Genomic DNA, 15,991 nt, shown 5'->3' on the forward strand with positions numbered 1-15,991 from the left:
CTATTGACATCTAAGCTACCTGTTTATCGAGACGCTACACAGACCAAACTTGATTGGGAAGCCCACAGAACAGCCTCTTTTGAAAACAGAATGCAGGCGCTCAGACAATAATCTTGATTTGAAACAATTGGCGAAACCGACTTATTGGAGCAAAATGCTATTGAAAACAAACAGATGTTAAAATGTTAGAAGATAACCGTAACGAAAAATTTTGTCCTAGAGTCAATGTTTCAAACCCAGACATGGATTAGGTATTATTCTTGGCTAACAGTTATTAACTTGACAACATGTTAATCCAACTGATCAAGGTTAGCTTGCTTAAAAATCACATCGTTTTAAAATCATATGAATATAGTAAATATCAATGATATAGGAGCCGATCCAAATGGAAAGACTCTATCATCGGCATGATCCCTCTATAGCAGGAGCAATCTATGTTGAAATAGACAAACACAAAACAACAAACTTAGATCTCATTCATAAAATATTCTTGGCCGCTCAATCATTTGGATATGTAAGTTATATAGAAATGGTTACAGTTTCTGCTGGTGGCGATGCATTTAGAAAATCCTTCAATGTACAAGAGACACGAACTTTGGCCTCGCACAATCAAATGAAAGTAACCACATCACATCCAACCGAAGATCTGGTTTCCTTTATAGAGCAAAATGGCGATATCACCGAAATGCACATTGATTTGGGAACTACTTGTTATAATGACAATTTCGAATGGGAAGTATTTGGAGAAGCCATCACACTCTCATTCTATACCGAGGCTGACGGAGAAGATTGGGGGCTATATATCAAGGTAAACACAGATATCTTTGTACCATTCCGCTGGATCCGTGATAAACGAACAGAGGAAATGGCACGAATGAACGCACCCAAACTAAAACAACTCATCCAAGAAATTATCAGTCTTTTGCCCATAACCCAATGGGAATGGGAAGAGTATAAAGATTTTGTGATAGCGTATTTAGAAGGAAACATGTTTGCATCAGACAATAAAATATCTCACCTTTAAAACATGCCAAAATTAACAGGATGATTAGTTACGATAGCATTAACTGAAACCATAGCAAAAGAAAGTAATCAACCACAACTAATCCAATACTTAAAGAGTCAGCAAGGAAAAAATTAACATTGTGATGCCGACCAAAAAAAACCTTCTAACAAGCTTGTGAGAAGAGTTTTTTTGGATTATAAAACAAAATAGCCCCGTTTCGGGGTTATGTATGGGCAGGAACCAGATGTGTTTTAGCAAAGTCTTTGACGCTGTCAAAGTCGCCATAACGAATCTCTAGGGTCTTGTCCGTTTTTTTGTCAGTTAGATACAGTGGGTGTTTCACTGCTTCTTTGTGGGTGTATGTTTTCCAAAGCCAATTGATCTCATCTACGACAAATGCTTTGTGAGAAGAAAAGTAAAAGCCAGCCCAAACAACGCCTACGCCGTTCTCAACCTCGTCGATTGGATATTCACCGACCAACTCCTCAATTTCCCGCATGTGTGCATAGTACTGCACGGATCGTTCAGGAAATCCAAGGGCGATACCGAGATGATAATGGTATGCACCAGAGTAGGCTTGTACACCGTCCATTCTGTTTTTAAAGTCATTCATCAAGGTGTCATTTTGAAAGAACAGACAGCTGCGCGGCTCATGCGGTAGAACGTGTGTAATGTGTGGATACTCTTTTAATTGGCTGTAAGTTTGATGGGTGTTCAATTCTAACACAGCCGGTTTGTAGCCGTCTAAAAAGGCTTGGTACCAACGCTTTTTCATGGGGACTACTCTCCTTATTGGTATCAATAAAAAGCCAGTCCCAAATATGAGACTGGTTCAAGTATACGTCAAACATTAGACTGTCATCAACCTATTTTTTAAATAATCAGATTAATCAGGCTCGACGACAACTTCACAGCGGGAGCATTTCCACTCCCCGTTGCTCCATGACAGTTTGTCGTCTTTGCCACATGACCAGCAGGCACTAGGTTTTGGTGCCCTGAATTTTTTTGCAATACGGCCTTCGATACACATACCTTTTAGAACAAACCATTTTCCGCGCATCGTCATACCCCCCTCGGTTATTTAACCAGAATAGATAGTGTGGGTAGAGAACGTATGTTGCGGCTACAGTTTTATTATAGTACCTATAACCATAATATTAAATATTTTTAAAAAATTATATAAATAATCTTGATTTTTCTTGTGTAACTCGTATTCTTTGTCCAAGAAATTATCAGTCTTTTGCCCGTAACCCAATGGGAATGGGAAGAGTATAAAGATTTTGTGATAGCGTATTTAGAAGGAAACATGTTTGCATCAGATAGTAAAAAATCTCACCCTTAAAACATGCCGAAATTAATAGGATGATTAGTTACGATAGCATTAACTGAAACCATAGCAAAAGAAAGTAATCAACCACAACTAATCCAATACGTAAAGAGTCAGCAAGGAAAAAATTAACATTGTGATGCCGACCAAAAAAAACTCTTCTCACAAGCTTGTGAGAAGAGTTTTTTTCACCGTCCTGGATCTTCCGGCAGCTAGTTGCAATTCTTTTTTAAAAGGTCGGTCAAGCGGTCGGCGTAGTTGGTGAACATGCCGGTCGCGCCCCAATCGAGCATGCGCTTCATATCCGGTTTTTCGTTGACGGTGTAAGGGTGGAACAGCAAGCCACTCTTGCGCACCTTTTGGACGTACGCGCGGTCAATGCGGTCGAAGTTGGCACCAACCCCGATGGCGTAGGTTTTGATCTCATCCAGTTCACGTTTCGTGATGTGGCCTTGTTCGTTTTCATACCACAGCAGGGTAACCAAGGGGATCTCTGGGTTCAGAGCATGGATTTTTTTCAAGCTTTCTGGGCTGAAAGATTGGATGATCACCTTTCCACGCTTGGCGTGCTTGCCAATGAGCCGATGAGCTTCCAAGGTCTTCAGCAATTTTTCTTCCATGCCCGGGTAGATTTCCGGCGCTTTGGTTTCGATGTAGTAATTGGCACTGTGGCCAAAATGGTGAAGCACTTCATCAAGCGTCGGTACTTTTAATCCTTTGTAGTCCGGCTTCGCTTTATCCGGATATGCTTCGTTGAACCATGATCCGGCATCCAACCGCTTGATTTCAGCCAAGGTGTGATCTTTTACCAGTCCGGTGCCGTTCGTGGTCCGATCCAGCGTTTCATCGTGCATTGCGATGAGGTGGCCGTCTTTGGTCATCTGCAAATCGATTTCAATGTAGTCCGCTTTCATCTTTTTCGCCAGCTGATAAGCGACGATGGTATGTTCAGGCGCATGGCCGGAAGCCCCCCGATGGGCCACATTCAGGATCCGGTCGGGTGACAAAAGATCCTTGTGTCCTTTGCCCGCCAGAGCTGCATCTGGTGCGGCAAAAGCGCTGGTCACCCCGACTGCAAAGCTGAGTCCAAATGCGGCAATGGTCATGGCTACACGTTTCATTGACTTTTTCATTAGCTGTTCCCCCATTGATGTCAGTAGTCAAATGACGGTTTAAACCGTTTTTTGCTCAGATTTGCCTGTGTTCCATGTCAGAGCCAAGAAAAAGATGGCTAAGACACAAGAAGCAATCAACAGTGTAAACATTCCATCCCAACCAAAGCCGTCAACGACATAACCAACAATGGCGCTGGCGAAAGCGGTTCCGAAGAGATACCCGAAAAATCCGGTCAAGCCAGCCGCGGTTCCGGCAGCTTTTTTGGGCACCAAGTCCAATGCGTGCAAACCGATCATCATAACCGGACCATAAATCAAGAACCCGATCGCGACCAGGGCAATGTTATCCAACAAGGGATTGCCTGCCGGATTCAGCCAGTAGATCAATACGGCGATCAATACGCCAGCCATAAATATGACACTAGCCGGTGCGCGCCGCCCTTTGAACAGCTTGTCGCTCATCCATCCGCTCAACAGCATGCCTGGAATGCCAGCATATTCATACAGGAAGTACGCCCATCTGGAACCTTCTGGAGAAAAGCCCTTCGCTTCCGTGAGATAGGTGGGTGCCCAGTCGATGACACCATAGCGCACAAAATACACAAAAATATTGGCGAGGGCGATATACCACAAGAACTTGTTGTTCAATACATATTTGAACAGAATTTCCTTCATGGTCAAATCCTTGTCGTAATCTTCGTTTTCGCTTCCTTGCGGATAGTCGTTTTTGTATTCTTCAATCGGCGGCAAGCCTACCGACTGCGGCGTGTCGCGTACTGTCAGCAAGATGAACAGGGCGATCACCAGCGCAATCATCGCCGGGAAGAAGAACACGCTTTTCCAGGTGGCGAAGATCGCGATGCCCAGTGTCATCAATGGAGCCACCAGACCGCCCCCAATATTATGGGCGATGTTCCACAAAGACATTTTTGTGCCCCGTTCACTGATGGAAAACCAATGCACAACCGTTTTTCCGCTAGGGGGCCATCCCATGCCTTGCGCCCAGCCGTTTAAAAACATCAGCACAAACATCACTGTGATGCTGGATGTAATCGCGGGAATCAAACCGAACGCCATGTTGATAAGGGCTGATAAAATAAGGCCCGTCGCCAGGAAATACCTGGGGTTACTTCGGTCGGAAACGATCCCCATCAAAAATTTGCTGATACCATATGCGATGGAAATAGCTGACAGCACCAACCCCAACTCACCTTTGGAGAAGCCTTCCCGCACCAAATCGGGAATGGCCAAGGAAAAGTTTTTTCGCACCAAATAATAGCCAGCATAACCAATAAAAATGCCCAAAAACACTTGTAGCCGAAGCCTACGATAAGTCGAATCAATCTTGTCCGCTGGCAACCTCTCAATATGAGGGGCTGGCTTGAACAATGTCAAAAGCCAATTCATCGGCAATTCCCTCCTATAATAATTGTTGGGATGAAAAAAGAGACCACAAATACAACCCTTTTGCAACGTCGCAAAAAGTTGACATTAGTGGTCTCCTATCCTCATCACCATTATTAACTTGCCAATACAGAAACGATCTAAGCGCTTCCAACTTTCTTTTATGTTAAGTGATTTTATGTCAAGAATGCAACAATTTTTTTACCGTCGGCCAATCCAATGATTTCCGATGGCTTGGCCGCATGCATATGGATTGGTCAATTAAAACTAATTCATCAAGGTAGGCCAAGCGTTTCAGGTAATGGACACAATTGCTCATCGTGAAGCGGATTACGATTGTTATAATGAAGGCAACTAAGACCAAGGGAGACAATCAGATGGAAACGAAGGAAATTCTGGAGAAATATGAAGAACTAGCCGGCTACTACATGGACGAATTGGACAAATACTCATGGGAATTGTTTACCCTGAAGCCATCAGCAACAGAATGGTCACTCGGTGAGATGTACAATCACCTCATCGAAACGGGCTTTTTACAATTGGCATCACTCCAAGCCTGCGCCACGGCACCGGAAAACCGCAAATTAAAAAAAACGTGGGTAGGCAAATGGGTGTATATGACAGGTGCTATTCCCCCGATTAAAGCCAAAGTGCCACCATCGGCCGAACACACCTCCCAGCAGCCCCGCTCCCGAGAAGAACTTCGACAAAAGCTGGAGCAATTGTCAGCACAAATGAAAGCAATCGCCCCCACCATTGACTCCATCTCGCCTGATCGCAAGGTAAAACACCCGTATTTCGGCAATATCAACGCCCAAGAATGGTATCATCACATCGTGATGCATTTCGCCCACCATTTGCGGCAAAAGAAACGGCTGGACGAGTTTATCGCCGCTCACGAGGCGTAAGGCTCGCTATTTTTTGCGCCCAAGCAAAAAACTCCCATCCGAACCATAGATGGAAAAAAGGGAAATGCCACACAGCTAGAGTGCGTGGCACTTCCCGTCATATACCGGCGAAAGCGCGCCTTCCCATTGGTATGCCAATCAAACGGTCACCCCCGGTTTGTCACCAACGCCATCGTCAAACCGAAGACCGACAACATCAAAAAGACATACAGAACCTTTTGCGCGAGTGAAAAGTCAGACAGTTTGCGCGGAAACAAAGCGGCAAGCTTCGTCCAGACCACCATCGCGAATCCGACTCCCAAGAGATGCGCAAAAAACGCTTGTTTCAGCAGCAGAGCCAAGACAAAAGCCAGAAACAGGAGCCCCACTCCCCACATCCGACTCCTCGGATCATCCACCATCGTCCGCTCCCTTCACAGTTCATCCGCTCTTGCAAACGCTTTCGATTAGGAACTTTTATATTTATTTTCGCGCATCTAGTGCTTCATTTCAATCGTTATCTTATGTTCCTCGCCCCAAGTCGGCCCCTTTGTTCACCTAAAAAAAACCCGTGATCGAGCATTCGATGCACGGGCGGACAAGAATCCATTATCAGTTGTTGATGTAACGATCAAACACAAAACCGAAATCTGTCACCATGTAACGACTTCTTGTGCTGGCGAGCCAATCAAACGCGATTTGGTTCAATTCCTTAAATTGTTGGCTGAGCATGCCTTCTGTACTTCTGATTTGGCTCAGGGTGTTGGAGGCCATCTCGATGCTCTTTCTGGACAAGCCCAGCAATGCTTCGCTGTCCGCCTGCACCATGGAGATGCGAACGAGTGATTTGTACAAGTCTTTCAACTCATTAATATGTTTTTTATGTACATCGATCGAGTACTCCACGTTTTTGCCGAGCATAAACTTGATCTCCGCGTCCATATCCATCACGCCAGCAGTTTCCAAGGTAACATTGGAGATGCGATAGTTGCAGTAGTCGTACCGGTACAGTGTGCGTTTTTTGCTCGATGCGCTGGTTCCATCCAGGTGAATCAACGCTCTGTTGGTGAAGCAATACTCATCGGCCTTCGACTTGATGAGGAAGTAGATCCGCTCATTATCTTCATGCATCACATAATCGTCGGTATCTACCTTGTTATAATCTTCCGGCTTAATTACAATCCCCACATCGCTCAGGCCAAGTACATCAGATGCCACTTTTCCTAACATGTTACCATTCCCTTCCTTTGTGTCATGCGATTTTTTAAAAGCTATGAAATCATGACTTTGACACCTATTATACTATTATCTCATCTTCTTACGACATAGATTTATCCGTTATGAAACGAAACAAAACCTATTGAAAAAAGATAGTTATCCTTCTTTGCCACACCCGTTCATCTCTGTCTCTGGATTCTACTTGACCTGCGCACGCAACCATGCTTCTGTATCGGCCGGACGCACACCTTTAACAATCCGCTCGATTTTCCCGTCCCGATTAATAAAATAAGTGGTCGGAATCACTTGAATTTGATACTGGTTTGATACACGGTCTTGTGTATCCATTACCACAGGAAACCGAATCCCATAATCTTTGGCAAAGAATTGGGCTGATTTTACATCATCCCGTTTCGTCCAATTGACAAACACAAACTCCACTTGCGAACCGTACTTTCGATGCCACTCCACCAACAGCGGGGCCTCCTTATGGCAAGGATCGCACCACGTGGCGAAAAAACTGATAATCGCTGGTTTGCCTTTGGCATGGCTGTATACGTATTTTTGACCGTCAGTGGTCTCAAGCGTAAAAGCGGGTGCCGGGTCCCCTGGGCCGAGTTCTGATGAGCCTGGCAATCCCTTCTGCAAGATGGCGATGCCAACCAAAATCAAGAGTAAAGCCCCTATGAAAATTGATTTCTTCATTGTCTCCATTCTCCTATCGTGTCCAGCCTATCCATTTTCTAATATAGAAGAAATCTCATCCAAGAGAAAGATAACCATTCAGCGGTGGCGCCCCTCCCCTTGACGTACCCGCCCCTCATAGTAAATATCGTGTTTTAATCACGATCAATCATGTGGAAAAGATGATCATCATAAGTAGCGAATGCATTTCCATCATTCCACTTAATAATGTTTATTGGTACAATATTTTGGTATATTAAAATTAAAGAATTGACTAACAGAGTAGGTGGCCGTGGCCATGCATATCGGAGAAAAAATAAGACAGCTTCGCATGATGAAGAATATGCGACAGAGTGAATTGGTCGAGGGCATTTGTTCAGTTGCTTATCTCAGCCGCATCGAAAATGGCAAAACCAAACCATCCGCCCCATTTATCCGCGCCGTATGCCAGAAGCTCGGCATTGTTCCCGATGACATCTGCGACGATGATTCCAACAAAAAAAAGCAACGGATTGCCAACATCATCAACCAGTACAAAAAAACGCGCATTCTTAATGAAACGGATGAATACCTGCTGAAAATCGCTCTGTTTGAATCGCACCTGCTGGACACACGAATCAACATTTACACGATATTGATCCGGCACTATCTGACAGACAACCGCATCAGTGAAGCGCAACAAGTGTTTCAATTGTCCAAGAAATCGGTTCCCGACGAGGTTCCACCCGACTTGTCCATCGAATTTTTCTACTACTATCTCAACTGCGGCAACATCTTTTTCAGCACGCAAGATTACATCAAAGCGACTCATTATTACGAGCTGGCTGAGCGCTTGTCTAACCGTGTTGGAGAAAAAGATTTGGCGATCCTGTTTTATAATCTCAGCCTTGTTAAACAGCATCTGTCGCAGGACAAAACAATCTGCCTGCACTATTCGCAAAAAAGCTTAGATATACATAAAAAGCTGGGCAATGAAGTGGATCAGGCCAAAGTGCTGATTACCAAAGCAACGCAATACAACTTGAACCATCAATACAACCGAGCGATCAAGTGTTTGGATGAGGCGTTGGAAATCGTGTTAAAAACCGAAAACGTCAACTTCCTCGGCATGATTGAATACAATTACGGCCGCGCATACCAATCAAAAGGGGAAATTGACACCGCCATCAAACACTATGAGACATGCCTCCAGCTACGTAGTAAAATCGGCGCGGAACAACCGAAAGTGCACACATACCGGGAATTGATTCTCATCTACATGGAACGCAAAGATTTGGGGAAAGTGGACCAATATTTGAAAGAGGGCCTGCGAATCGCGGAAACCTATCAACAATGGTACCACTATGTCGAGTTTCACATGTTTAAAGCGCTATTGTACAAATCGCACTTTCAAGAACAGCTGTATGAAAAAGAAACACAGAGGCTGATTGATATGGCTGTCGAAAAGAACCAGCTAAACTTGGCAAAAAAAATGGCCCACGATTTGGGGCGACATTACTACGAGAAAAATGCTTACAAAAAGGCGGCCGATTTTTACGATATGGCTCTGCGATTTGAGGCCCTATTGCACGCACCCACCACCTTGGCAGACAGCGAAAGCTGATCCATTTCAGGTTCAGTTTTCGCTGTCACCATATGGGGTGCCATCTCTCTGCATCAATCTTCAGACGGCATACCGCCTGGAGGAGGTTGATCGCCTTTAGTGGTCACATCACCCGTCCCTGGTTTTTGCGGCTTTTTGTTTTTGAGGATTTCCTTGCTTTCCCTCTTTTTGCCGCCAACGGTCGGCATCGGCTGCTTTTCCATCGAAACCTCTCCTTTCTCATGGTACTTTGTCTGATGAATAGATGCGCGGCATCCCCCTTAGGTTTCAAAACCGTGCCCCTTTTCGGATCACTTGTCTACGGCGCTCGTCAAACAGAAAATTCCCTTTTTATATCGTTTTTTTGAAATAAGTGGGTTATAATGGCGAAAAAATCTGATCACTGCCTTCTTGCTACGCCGCTCAAGTGCATCTTCAAACCGCTTTTCTATTCATATAAAAATTAAATCATTTTCATCATCTGAAATCTAGTTAATCCGACTGGTTAAATGACAGGAATTCATAGCTGTTTTAAACGACAATTTAACCATCTCATTTAACCATTTTTGCCGATCTTTGCTCACTCAAACGATGCCACAACCTCAGAACAACGATATTTCATCAAAACAGCTTCGTTAAATTAAGGTTCATATGACGTAAATATATCCAGATTTAACTCATTGCACTAAACTTTGCGTCCTTTTTATAATAAAAACGCAATCTCCTCTCAGCTTTTTTTCGCGGAGGCATAGGCGTGGAGAAAACCATACAAACATTCTTGAGTCAATGCCCCAACGAACAGTGGATTGAACATCACCCCGTCCAAATGGAACCCGAAAAGGTGTATATAATCCAAGCCGGTTATGGCACCTTGTGGGAAACCAAAGAGGATGGCAACCATGTCTTGTTGGATGTCTTGCAGGAAGGAAGCATATTTGAGGTACCGTTCATCCCAGATCGGACCTGTGAGTTTCGCCCCCACAGCCCCGTCCAGGTCTCCATCTGTGATTGGCGGGAGGTTCTCCACTCTCCCATCGCCGCTTCCGTTATCGCTGAATTGCGAAAATATTGGACCCGCGTACAAACTTTGCAAATGATCAAACATAACAAATTTGTGGAGGATCGACTCATCCAATTTCTTTTCTTCCTTGCTCAGCCATTCCCATCCAAGACCACCGAGCATCAGCTTGCCCTGCCCTTTCCCATCACGCATGAAGAGCTGGCTGCCGCCATCCTCTCCACTCGCGCCACCATCACCCGCTGCCTGAGCCAATTGCGGCGCGAGTGCAAAATTGATTATTTCCAAAAGCAAGGAAAACGTTACATTCTGTTAACCAATCGCTTTATTCATTCACTCATGTCTACCCAGCCGGAAATTTGTTTGGCGAAACTTACCCCATCTACTGACATAAGTAAGGCAAAGCGCATCTCTTAACGCTTTGTCTATTTTTTTTAAAACAACCTCAGGACGGAGCAACCTAAGGATTCCCCTGGGTAGCCTCCTCACGGATCAACTGATAGTGGATGTGAAGAAACCGCCATTTCCATATCCACATCTCATGCTCAGCTTTCATCTTGCCTTCGTCATCCACCCAGACATGAAACCGTTCATGCAAAGGTAAAACCACCAAACCCCAGTGCGAGGCCCAGTAAAGCCCCTGATCACCCGGCTTCCCTCCTTGCATGCTCGTCAGAACCAACCCATCGCTTTTCCCTTTCGCCCCCGCACCATGCTCCAGCCGCAACACGCCGGTCAAGTTGCCACCGGGAAACGGCAAGGCAATGTTCATATATGTCTCCTCTGCCAAGGTATGAATGGAATAAACCGCTACAAATACCGTTCGGCCCGTTCCAGCATACGTGCGAATCCAAGCGCGGGGTGCCACCCTTCCGTCGCACGCTTCTTTCACTGCCGCCAGTCTACTGTTCATTTCCGTTACTTTTTCTCCAGCTGAAGGGAGATGACATTGCCCGATGCGGCCAGTTAATCGACTAAACCATGCGGAAAAAAGCCGGAATCCTTTTTGCCACTCTATTTTCGCCTCCAGTCGGTAGACCAAGGTATCCTCATAAAAAGATCGAATCGAAGGATGAACGGCATCCGGATCAAAATCAGGCCGGGCGAAAACAGCAAAATTATCTACCAACCCTCGCACGCAGCGCGTTTCATCATCCCATCCCAAGCGGGTCAAGATGTCGGCACCAATCCGACCCTTTGCCGCAAGCAAACTATGCGGAATCACGGACGGCAATCCGCGCGCTGGAGGCAAACTCGCACACCAAGCCCACGCTCCGGCCGTCACAAAGCCAAACGCGTTGGCAATCCCATGGAGGAGAACCATTTCCTCAATGGTGAAAAAAGAAAACTGCATCATCCGCCCCAAGCTATATATGACAGACAAAGCCATTGTTCCCCATATAGTTACGGAAGACAGTAGAAACAAGGCCCGAATCCATCCGAGCTGTTCCCGCTTCCATACCACGGGGAGAAGCAGTGCGGTATAAAGTAGCATGGCTCCGACAAACCAAACGACTGCGACAAACTCCAGTACGGTGGAGAAAGTGATGCCCATGGCCACCAATATCGGACCGGTGATCACTCCTATGGACATTAACCGGTACCGAAGAGGAAATTTGACGCGCCAGTCCACTGCGCGGCCTAATAAGCCGACAAAGATTGGCACCACAAAAGCGGAATAATGAAAATGGATGCCAGTCAAAGCTACAATCTCTTCACTGAAATGAAGGACAGGCATCCCAAAGCGACTTGCCGTCAACCATCCCCCACCGATCGCCAAGTAGAGCAAACCGCAATCTATCGCCAACTCTTCCCATGCATGGCGGTTTCGCTCAAGCAGGCGTTTGCAGCCGTACACCGCCACTACCACGGTGAAGACGAGCCACGGCACAGAGAGAATCCCGGCAAGATTACCCTTGGGCAAAAGAAATGAAGCCGCCCCCAGTCCTGCACACCACGGATAACTGCGCCAACACCATTGGTACACACGATCAATCTGTCCCAAACGGTTCTTCGTTTCGGTCAGGCAGAGCGTCAATGGCACGGTCACACCGATCGCCCACAGCAATAATTGCTCCACCAGATCATTTGTGAAAAATATCACAAACACAACCATAACCAAAGCCGGCAATACCCGTTTCATCGCTGGTTTACTCATGGTTTCACTCATTTCTTCTGCGAAGTCATCAGTTGTTTTGCTCCCTCTTCATTATACAATGAGCACAGCAAATGCCACTAGGGTGTATCCGGCTAATCAAGTTGGTATGGCAGAAACTTTTTCTCGAGGAGCACTGATGCACAAGTGAAGCGAATAAAAAATAGTTTTGCGCCGCTGGCCTATTCGTCAGACACACTCAAGCTTGATGACTAAAAAACACCATGCCGGAAAGCATGGTGTTCTGTCGTCACTTCTTCGGTTCAAAAAATTCGATCCACTCCCCATCAGGGCCGTGTACAAAGAAATAGCGACCAACAGGCAGGGTGGTAATCTCCTCGTCTTGAAAAGAGACATTTAGTTGCTTCAATCGTTTCCATTCCTCTTCGATATCATCCACAGTAAATGCAAGGTGGTGGACTTTGCCTTCCTCCGGCAACGCTTTCGAATATCCCTGAATCAGTTCCACCTGCGTCTCCTCTGCCCCCGGGAAACCGAGAAACGCCAATTCCAATCCCCCGGCAGGCACCGTCATGCGGCGGATCAATTCCATCCCCACCACCTGTTGATAAAAAGCCAGTGAAGCATCCATATCTTTTACCATCACGCCGACATGTTCAATTTTGCGAATGGCCACGCTTTCGCCTCCTCACTTGATCGAACCATCCGTTGTCATTCATTTTAAATGATCGGCGCAATAGAAAACACCCCCGACCGCATCAGACCGGGGATGATGCACTTAATTTCTCAACTCCAGCACCGCTTCGGCCGTATTGTAAATGCCGATGCCAATGCCCCAATACTCCGCTCTAAACTTATACTGTCCCGCCGGGGGCAACTTTTTCCCAACCAACCGCAACTCAAATGTGCGCATCGCCCCTATATCTACGCCAAACGGCAGAGCCACCGTTTGCCCCCCATTTTGAATATAGTCCGCCGTCAATGGTTGACCATTGATCAGATCTCCGGCAACTGCGGAAAACCCTTTAGGCAAATGAAACTTCGCCCGCCCATAAGCTAATACGACATCCGGCTTGTATGTGATCACCACATCGGACACCGCTTCCTGCTTGTTTATGCTTGACTCTAGCCTCACTGTCAATGCCTTTCCTTGAGCCGCTTGCCACTTGGACGGAACCTCCGCATCTGCTGGCGCCGGCGGATTCGTCCATCCCACCAACATCCACGACAAGCCCACGATCACCGACAGCCATACCATTCTCAAACGCATTGTACATCTCCCCTTTGTTCATATATGTATCAACTTGATTTATCAGACAAACTCCAAGCAGATATGAATGAGTCATCAGTACATTCACGCTGTTAATTCTCCATTTTTCCCGAATCCCCTTTTTATTCAAAAAATACTGAAATCAAGAATCGAAGACCAAATGAAAACGGCCGGCCTCCCTTATGGGTGACCAGCCTCCGGCAGATACGACATTTATGCTTTTCCCAATTCATCCAGCAAGGCTTGCGCTTTTTCATGACCAGTGAGAGCCGCTTTGCGTAACCATTCTATTGCCTCGCCCTCATGGGTGGCCAAATCGGGATAATCCAGCAGATAGCAACTTAGCAAAAACATGGCTTCCGGCAATTCGGTGGCAGCTGCCTTCCGCAACCAATCAAACCCTTCTTCCCAGCGAAATGCGACCCCATCTCCTTGCAACAGCCGCCCGGCCAGCTCTAACATGGCGCCTTCCTCGCCTACCATGGCTGCCCGGCGCAACAATACTTCACCCTCCAAACTGCTCTTGGCGAGGCCATCACCTTCAAGTAACCGGTAACCCAGTTCATGCATCGCAGGTCCATACTCGGTTTCCGAGGCCCGTTTCAACCACTGCTTCCCTTCTTCGGGGTGCGCGGTAAGCACATGGCCCGTGATCAAGCGGCTTCCCAACTGATGCATGGCAGGAGGATACCCTTCTTCCGCTGATCGGCGGAGCCAGTGTTCCCCTTCTTCCTGTCGGTGCGGAAATAGATTGCCTTCCAACAAAAGCGTACCCAACACCTGCATCGCCACTGCATGGCCCGCTTCGGCAGCGCGTTGGAGCCAGAACTCGCTTTGATCAAGCTCCTGCGGTCCTCCCAGGCCATCAAGCAAACACAGCCCATATTGGAACATGCCGCTCAGCGCACCTGCTTCCGCCGACTTGCGCAACCAGTCTCTTCCTTCTTCTGGATTCGCAGGCAAGCCTACACCGAACAACAACCGGTAGCCCAGTTGATTCATCGCCTGGGGATCTCCCGCCTGCGCAGTTTGCCGCAATAACGCAGCTCCCTCTTCAGCTACTTGTCGCTCAAACAATTGCTCCGCCAACACATGAGCCGCATCCAATCTGCCAGCCTCAGCCGCCCGGCGCAACCAAGCGATCCCTTCCTGTTGCTCTTCCGGGCCGCCTTCGAGCAAGGATAGTGCAAGTCGGAACATCGCTTCCGGATCATGGGCTTCCACGCCCCGCATCAGTGCCTCCCAAGCAGCTCGTGCCTTCGCTTCCCCCTCTTCCTGGCCCGCCTTTTGTTCCATCTGCCAAGCGCGCACCCGTCCGGCGAGCAATGTCACTTCCCGCAGTTCTTCCCTGATGCGGTCACTGTAGTGGGTGGTGCCGTTGCGTTCGTCAAATTGGCGTGCCAGCATCTGCGTTTGCTCCTGCAACCATGTTTCTGTCACATATTCGGGAATATGAAGTACTTGCTTTTCCCGATCATCCAAATAAGCGAACAGCACAGAAGCCGCCAAGAAATATTCAAACTTGGAATGGGGGTCTGCTGAAGCCAACGCTTCTGGCAATCCCTTCTCCAAACAAGAAATAGCCCGTGCGCGGTCGACAATCGTCAGATACTTTAAATGTTTTGCTTGCGAGGAGATATAACCTGGCTGGTCATGAATTAAGCGGTAGCCCCGTTCGTGGAACATGGCCGCTTCTTCCAGCCGACCTTCCTGTAACAAGGGGAGCAGAAAATTGGCAAAAGTGATATGTGGAACGGATTGTCTACAACTCAATTGTCCGGTCACAATCGGCCGTACCCGCTCATACGCTTCCGCAAACTGATCACGGCTCAACAAATAATCCAGTTGAAGATCAAGCTCACACGCCACACAGTCGGATATTGTGTCGCGAGGTACTGCCAGCCACCGTTCATACTCTCGTTCGGCCTCTTCCCAGTCTCCTCTTCTCCAGGCAAAAACAAATTTGGTCTGATGATAAAACCGCTCATTGTAACCCAGTGCTGTATACCTTTGCTTCAGATCTTCCAGCATCGATTCCATTTGCTCCAGACTGATCGTCGGAAACCGGTCCAGCTTTTCCACAATCCATTTATACTGCCACATGACAGCCAGGCTGTTATACGCCTCAGGCTGTTTATCATAGTGAGCCAAGCACCAACCAAACGTCGTAAATGCCTTGTCCGCTCTGCCAGCATACACCGTCGCCTTCGTCAGCTCCATGCGGGCTGAAAACCCAAGTTCCGTCTGTTGGTAGGTGTCGGCCAACCTTACCGCTTCTTCCAGCAGGGCGATTTTCGCTTCGCCGTCAGGCAAATCCTTTGCTCGCTTCATCAACGAGTCAAATTGTTCTTTCATCACTTGTTC

Annotated in this window: 16 protein-coding genes; 4 read left to right on the forward strand and 12 right to left on the reverse strand. The window is 47.0% G+C overall.

The genetic code is table 11. The features are described from left to right. Window positions 1-385: 385 nt before the first annotated feature. Window positions 386-1,024 carry a hypothetical protein gene (locus tag EDC32_RS08370; RefSeq protein ID WP_132221380.1) on the forward strand — a complete coding sequence of 213 codons (639 nt, stop codon included), beginning with the start codon at window positions 386-388 and terminating at the stop codon, window positions 1,022-1,024. A 205-nt stretch (window positions 1,025-1,229) separates the two neighbouring features. On the opposite strand, the gene EDC32_RS08375 is transcribed toward EDC32_RS08370, so the two are convergent. From EDC32_RS08375 to glpT, 4 genes are all read right to left on the reverse strand, one after another. Continuing rightward, window positions 1,230-1,781 carry a hypothetical protein gene (locus EDC32_RS08375; RefSeq protein ID WP_022738003.1) on the reverse strand — a complete coding sequence of 184 codons (552 nt, stop codon included), beginning with the start codon at window positions 1,779-1,781 and terminating at the stop codon, window positions 1,230-1,232. Window positions 1,782-1,892: 111 nt separating this feature from the next. Further along, entirely contained in the window at window positions 1,893-2,066 is a 174-nt protein-coding gene (locus EDC32_RS16360) for a hypothetical protein (protein WP_158283290.1), read from the reverse strand. A gap of 479 nt (window positions 2,067-2,545) precedes the next feature. Further along, on the reverse strand, window positions 2,546-3,466 hold the full coding sequence (locus tag EDC32_RS08380) for a glycerophosphodiester phosphodiesterase (RefSeq protein WP_132221382.1): 921 nt from the start codon (window positions 3,464-3,466) through the stop codon (window positions 2,546-2,548). 39 nt (window positions 3,467-3,505) lie between these two features. Further along, window positions 3,506-4,855, reverse strand: a complete 1,350-nt coding sequence (gene glpT / locus EDC32_RS08385; protein WP_132221384.1) for a glycerol-3-phosphate transporter — start codon at window positions 4,853-4,855, stop codon at window positions 3,506-3,508. Between the two features lie 374 nt (window positions 4,856-5,229). Here glpT and EDC32_RS08390 point away from each other — a divergent pair, with 374 nt between their 5' ends. Further along, window positions 5,230-5,760 carry a DinB family protein gene (locus EDC32_RS08390; protein ID WP_246026898.1) on the forward strand — a complete coding sequence of 177 codons (531 nt, stop codon included), beginning with the start codon at window positions 5,230-5,232 and terminating at the stop codon, window positions 5,758-5,760. Between the two features lie 146 nt (window positions 5,761-5,906). On the opposite strand, the gene EDC32_RS08395 is transcribed toward EDC32_RS08390, so the two are convergent. From EDC32_RS08395 to EDC32_RS08405, 3 genes are all read right to left on the reverse strand, one after another. Next, window positions 5,907-6,161: a hypothetical protein gene (locus EDC32_RS08395; RefSeq protein WP_211341911.1), complete on the reverse strand. Its 255-nt coding sequence runs from the start codon at window positions 6,159-6,161 to the stop codon at window positions 5,907-5,909. 190 nt (window positions 6,162-6,351) lie between these two features. Continuing rightward, window positions 6,352-6,969: a PH domain-containing protein gene (locus EDC32_RS08400; protein WP_132221388.1), complete on the reverse strand. Its 618-nt coding sequence runs from the start codon at window positions 6,967-6,969 to the stop codon at window positions 6,352-6,354. Between the two features lie 186 nt (window positions 6,970-7,155). After that, window positions 7,156-7,662 carry a TlpA family protein disulfide reductase gene (locus tag EDC32_RS08405; RefSeq protein ID WP_158283291.1) on the reverse strand — a complete coding sequence of 169 codons (507 nt, stop codon included), beginning with the start codon at window positions 7,660-7,662 and terminating at the stop codon, window positions 7,156-7,158. Between the two features lie 277 nt (window positions 7,663-7,939). Here EDC32_RS08405 and EDC32_RS08410 point away from each other — a divergent pair, with 277 nt between their 5' ends. After that, entirely contained in the window at window positions 7,940-9,244 is a 1,305-nt protein-coding gene (locus EDC32_RS08410) for a helix-turn-helix transcriptional regulator (protein WP_132221392.1), read from the forward strand. Between the two features lie 53 nt (window positions 9,245-9,297). Here the strand turns inward: EDC32_RS08410 and EDC32_RS16365 are convergent, their stop codons facing one another. Next, window positions 9,298-9,447, reverse strand: coding sequence for a hypothetical protein (locus EDC32_RS16365; RefSeq protein WP_158283292.1), 150 nt, complete (start codon window positions 9,445-9,447; stop codon window positions 9,298-9,300). Window positions 9,448-9,977: 530 nt separating this feature from the next. Between EDC32_RS16365 and EDC32_RS08415 the strand changes: the two genes are divergently transcribed. After that, entirely contained in the window at window positions 9,978-10,658 is a 681-nt protein-coding gene (locus tag EDC32_RS08415; RefSeq protein ID WP_132221394.1) for a Crp/Fnr family transcriptional regulator, read from the forward strand. A 43-nt stretch (window positions 10,659-10,701) separates the two neighbouring features. On the opposite strand, the gene EDC32_RS08420 is transcribed toward EDC32_RS08415, so the two are convergent. The 4 genes from EDC32_RS08420 to EDC32_RS08435 form a co-directional block, all read right to left on the reverse strand. Further along, window positions 10,702-12,399 carry a YndJ family protein gene (locus tag EDC32_RS08420; protein WP_158283293.1) on the reverse strand — a complete coding sequence of 566 codons (1,698 nt, stop codon included), beginning with the start codon at window positions 12,397-12,399 and terminating at the stop codon, window positions 10,702-10,704. A 247-nt stretch (window positions 12,400-12,646) separates the two neighbouring features. After that, window positions 12,647-13,033: a VOC family protein gene (locus tag EDC32_RS08425; protein ID WP_132221398.1), complete on the reverse strand. Its 387-nt coding sequence runs from the start codon at window positions 13,031-13,033 to the stop codon at window positions 12,647-12,649. 102 nt (window positions 13,034-13,135) lie between these two features. Further along, window positions 13,136-13,627, reverse strand: a complete 492-nt coding sequence (locus tag EDC32_RS08430; protein WP_132221400.1) for a BslA/BslB family hydrophobin — start codon at window positions 13,625-13,627, stop codon at window positions 13,136-13,138. A gap of 213 nt (window positions 13,628-13,840) precedes the next feature. Further along, window positions 13,841-15,982 (reverse strand): tetratricopeptide repeat protein, encoded by a 2,142-nt coding sequence (locus EDC32_RS08435; RefSeq protein WP_132221402.1) that lies wholly within the window; start codon window positions 15,980-15,982, stop codon window positions 13,841-13,843. Window positions 15,983-15,991: the final 9 nt, after the last annotated feature.

The organism is Laceyella sacchari (assembly GCF_004343255.1).
In the GTDB taxonomy this organism is placed as follows: domain Bacteria; phylum Bacillota; class Bacilli; order Thermoactinomycetales; family Thermoactinomycetaceae; genus Laceyella; species Laceyella sacchari.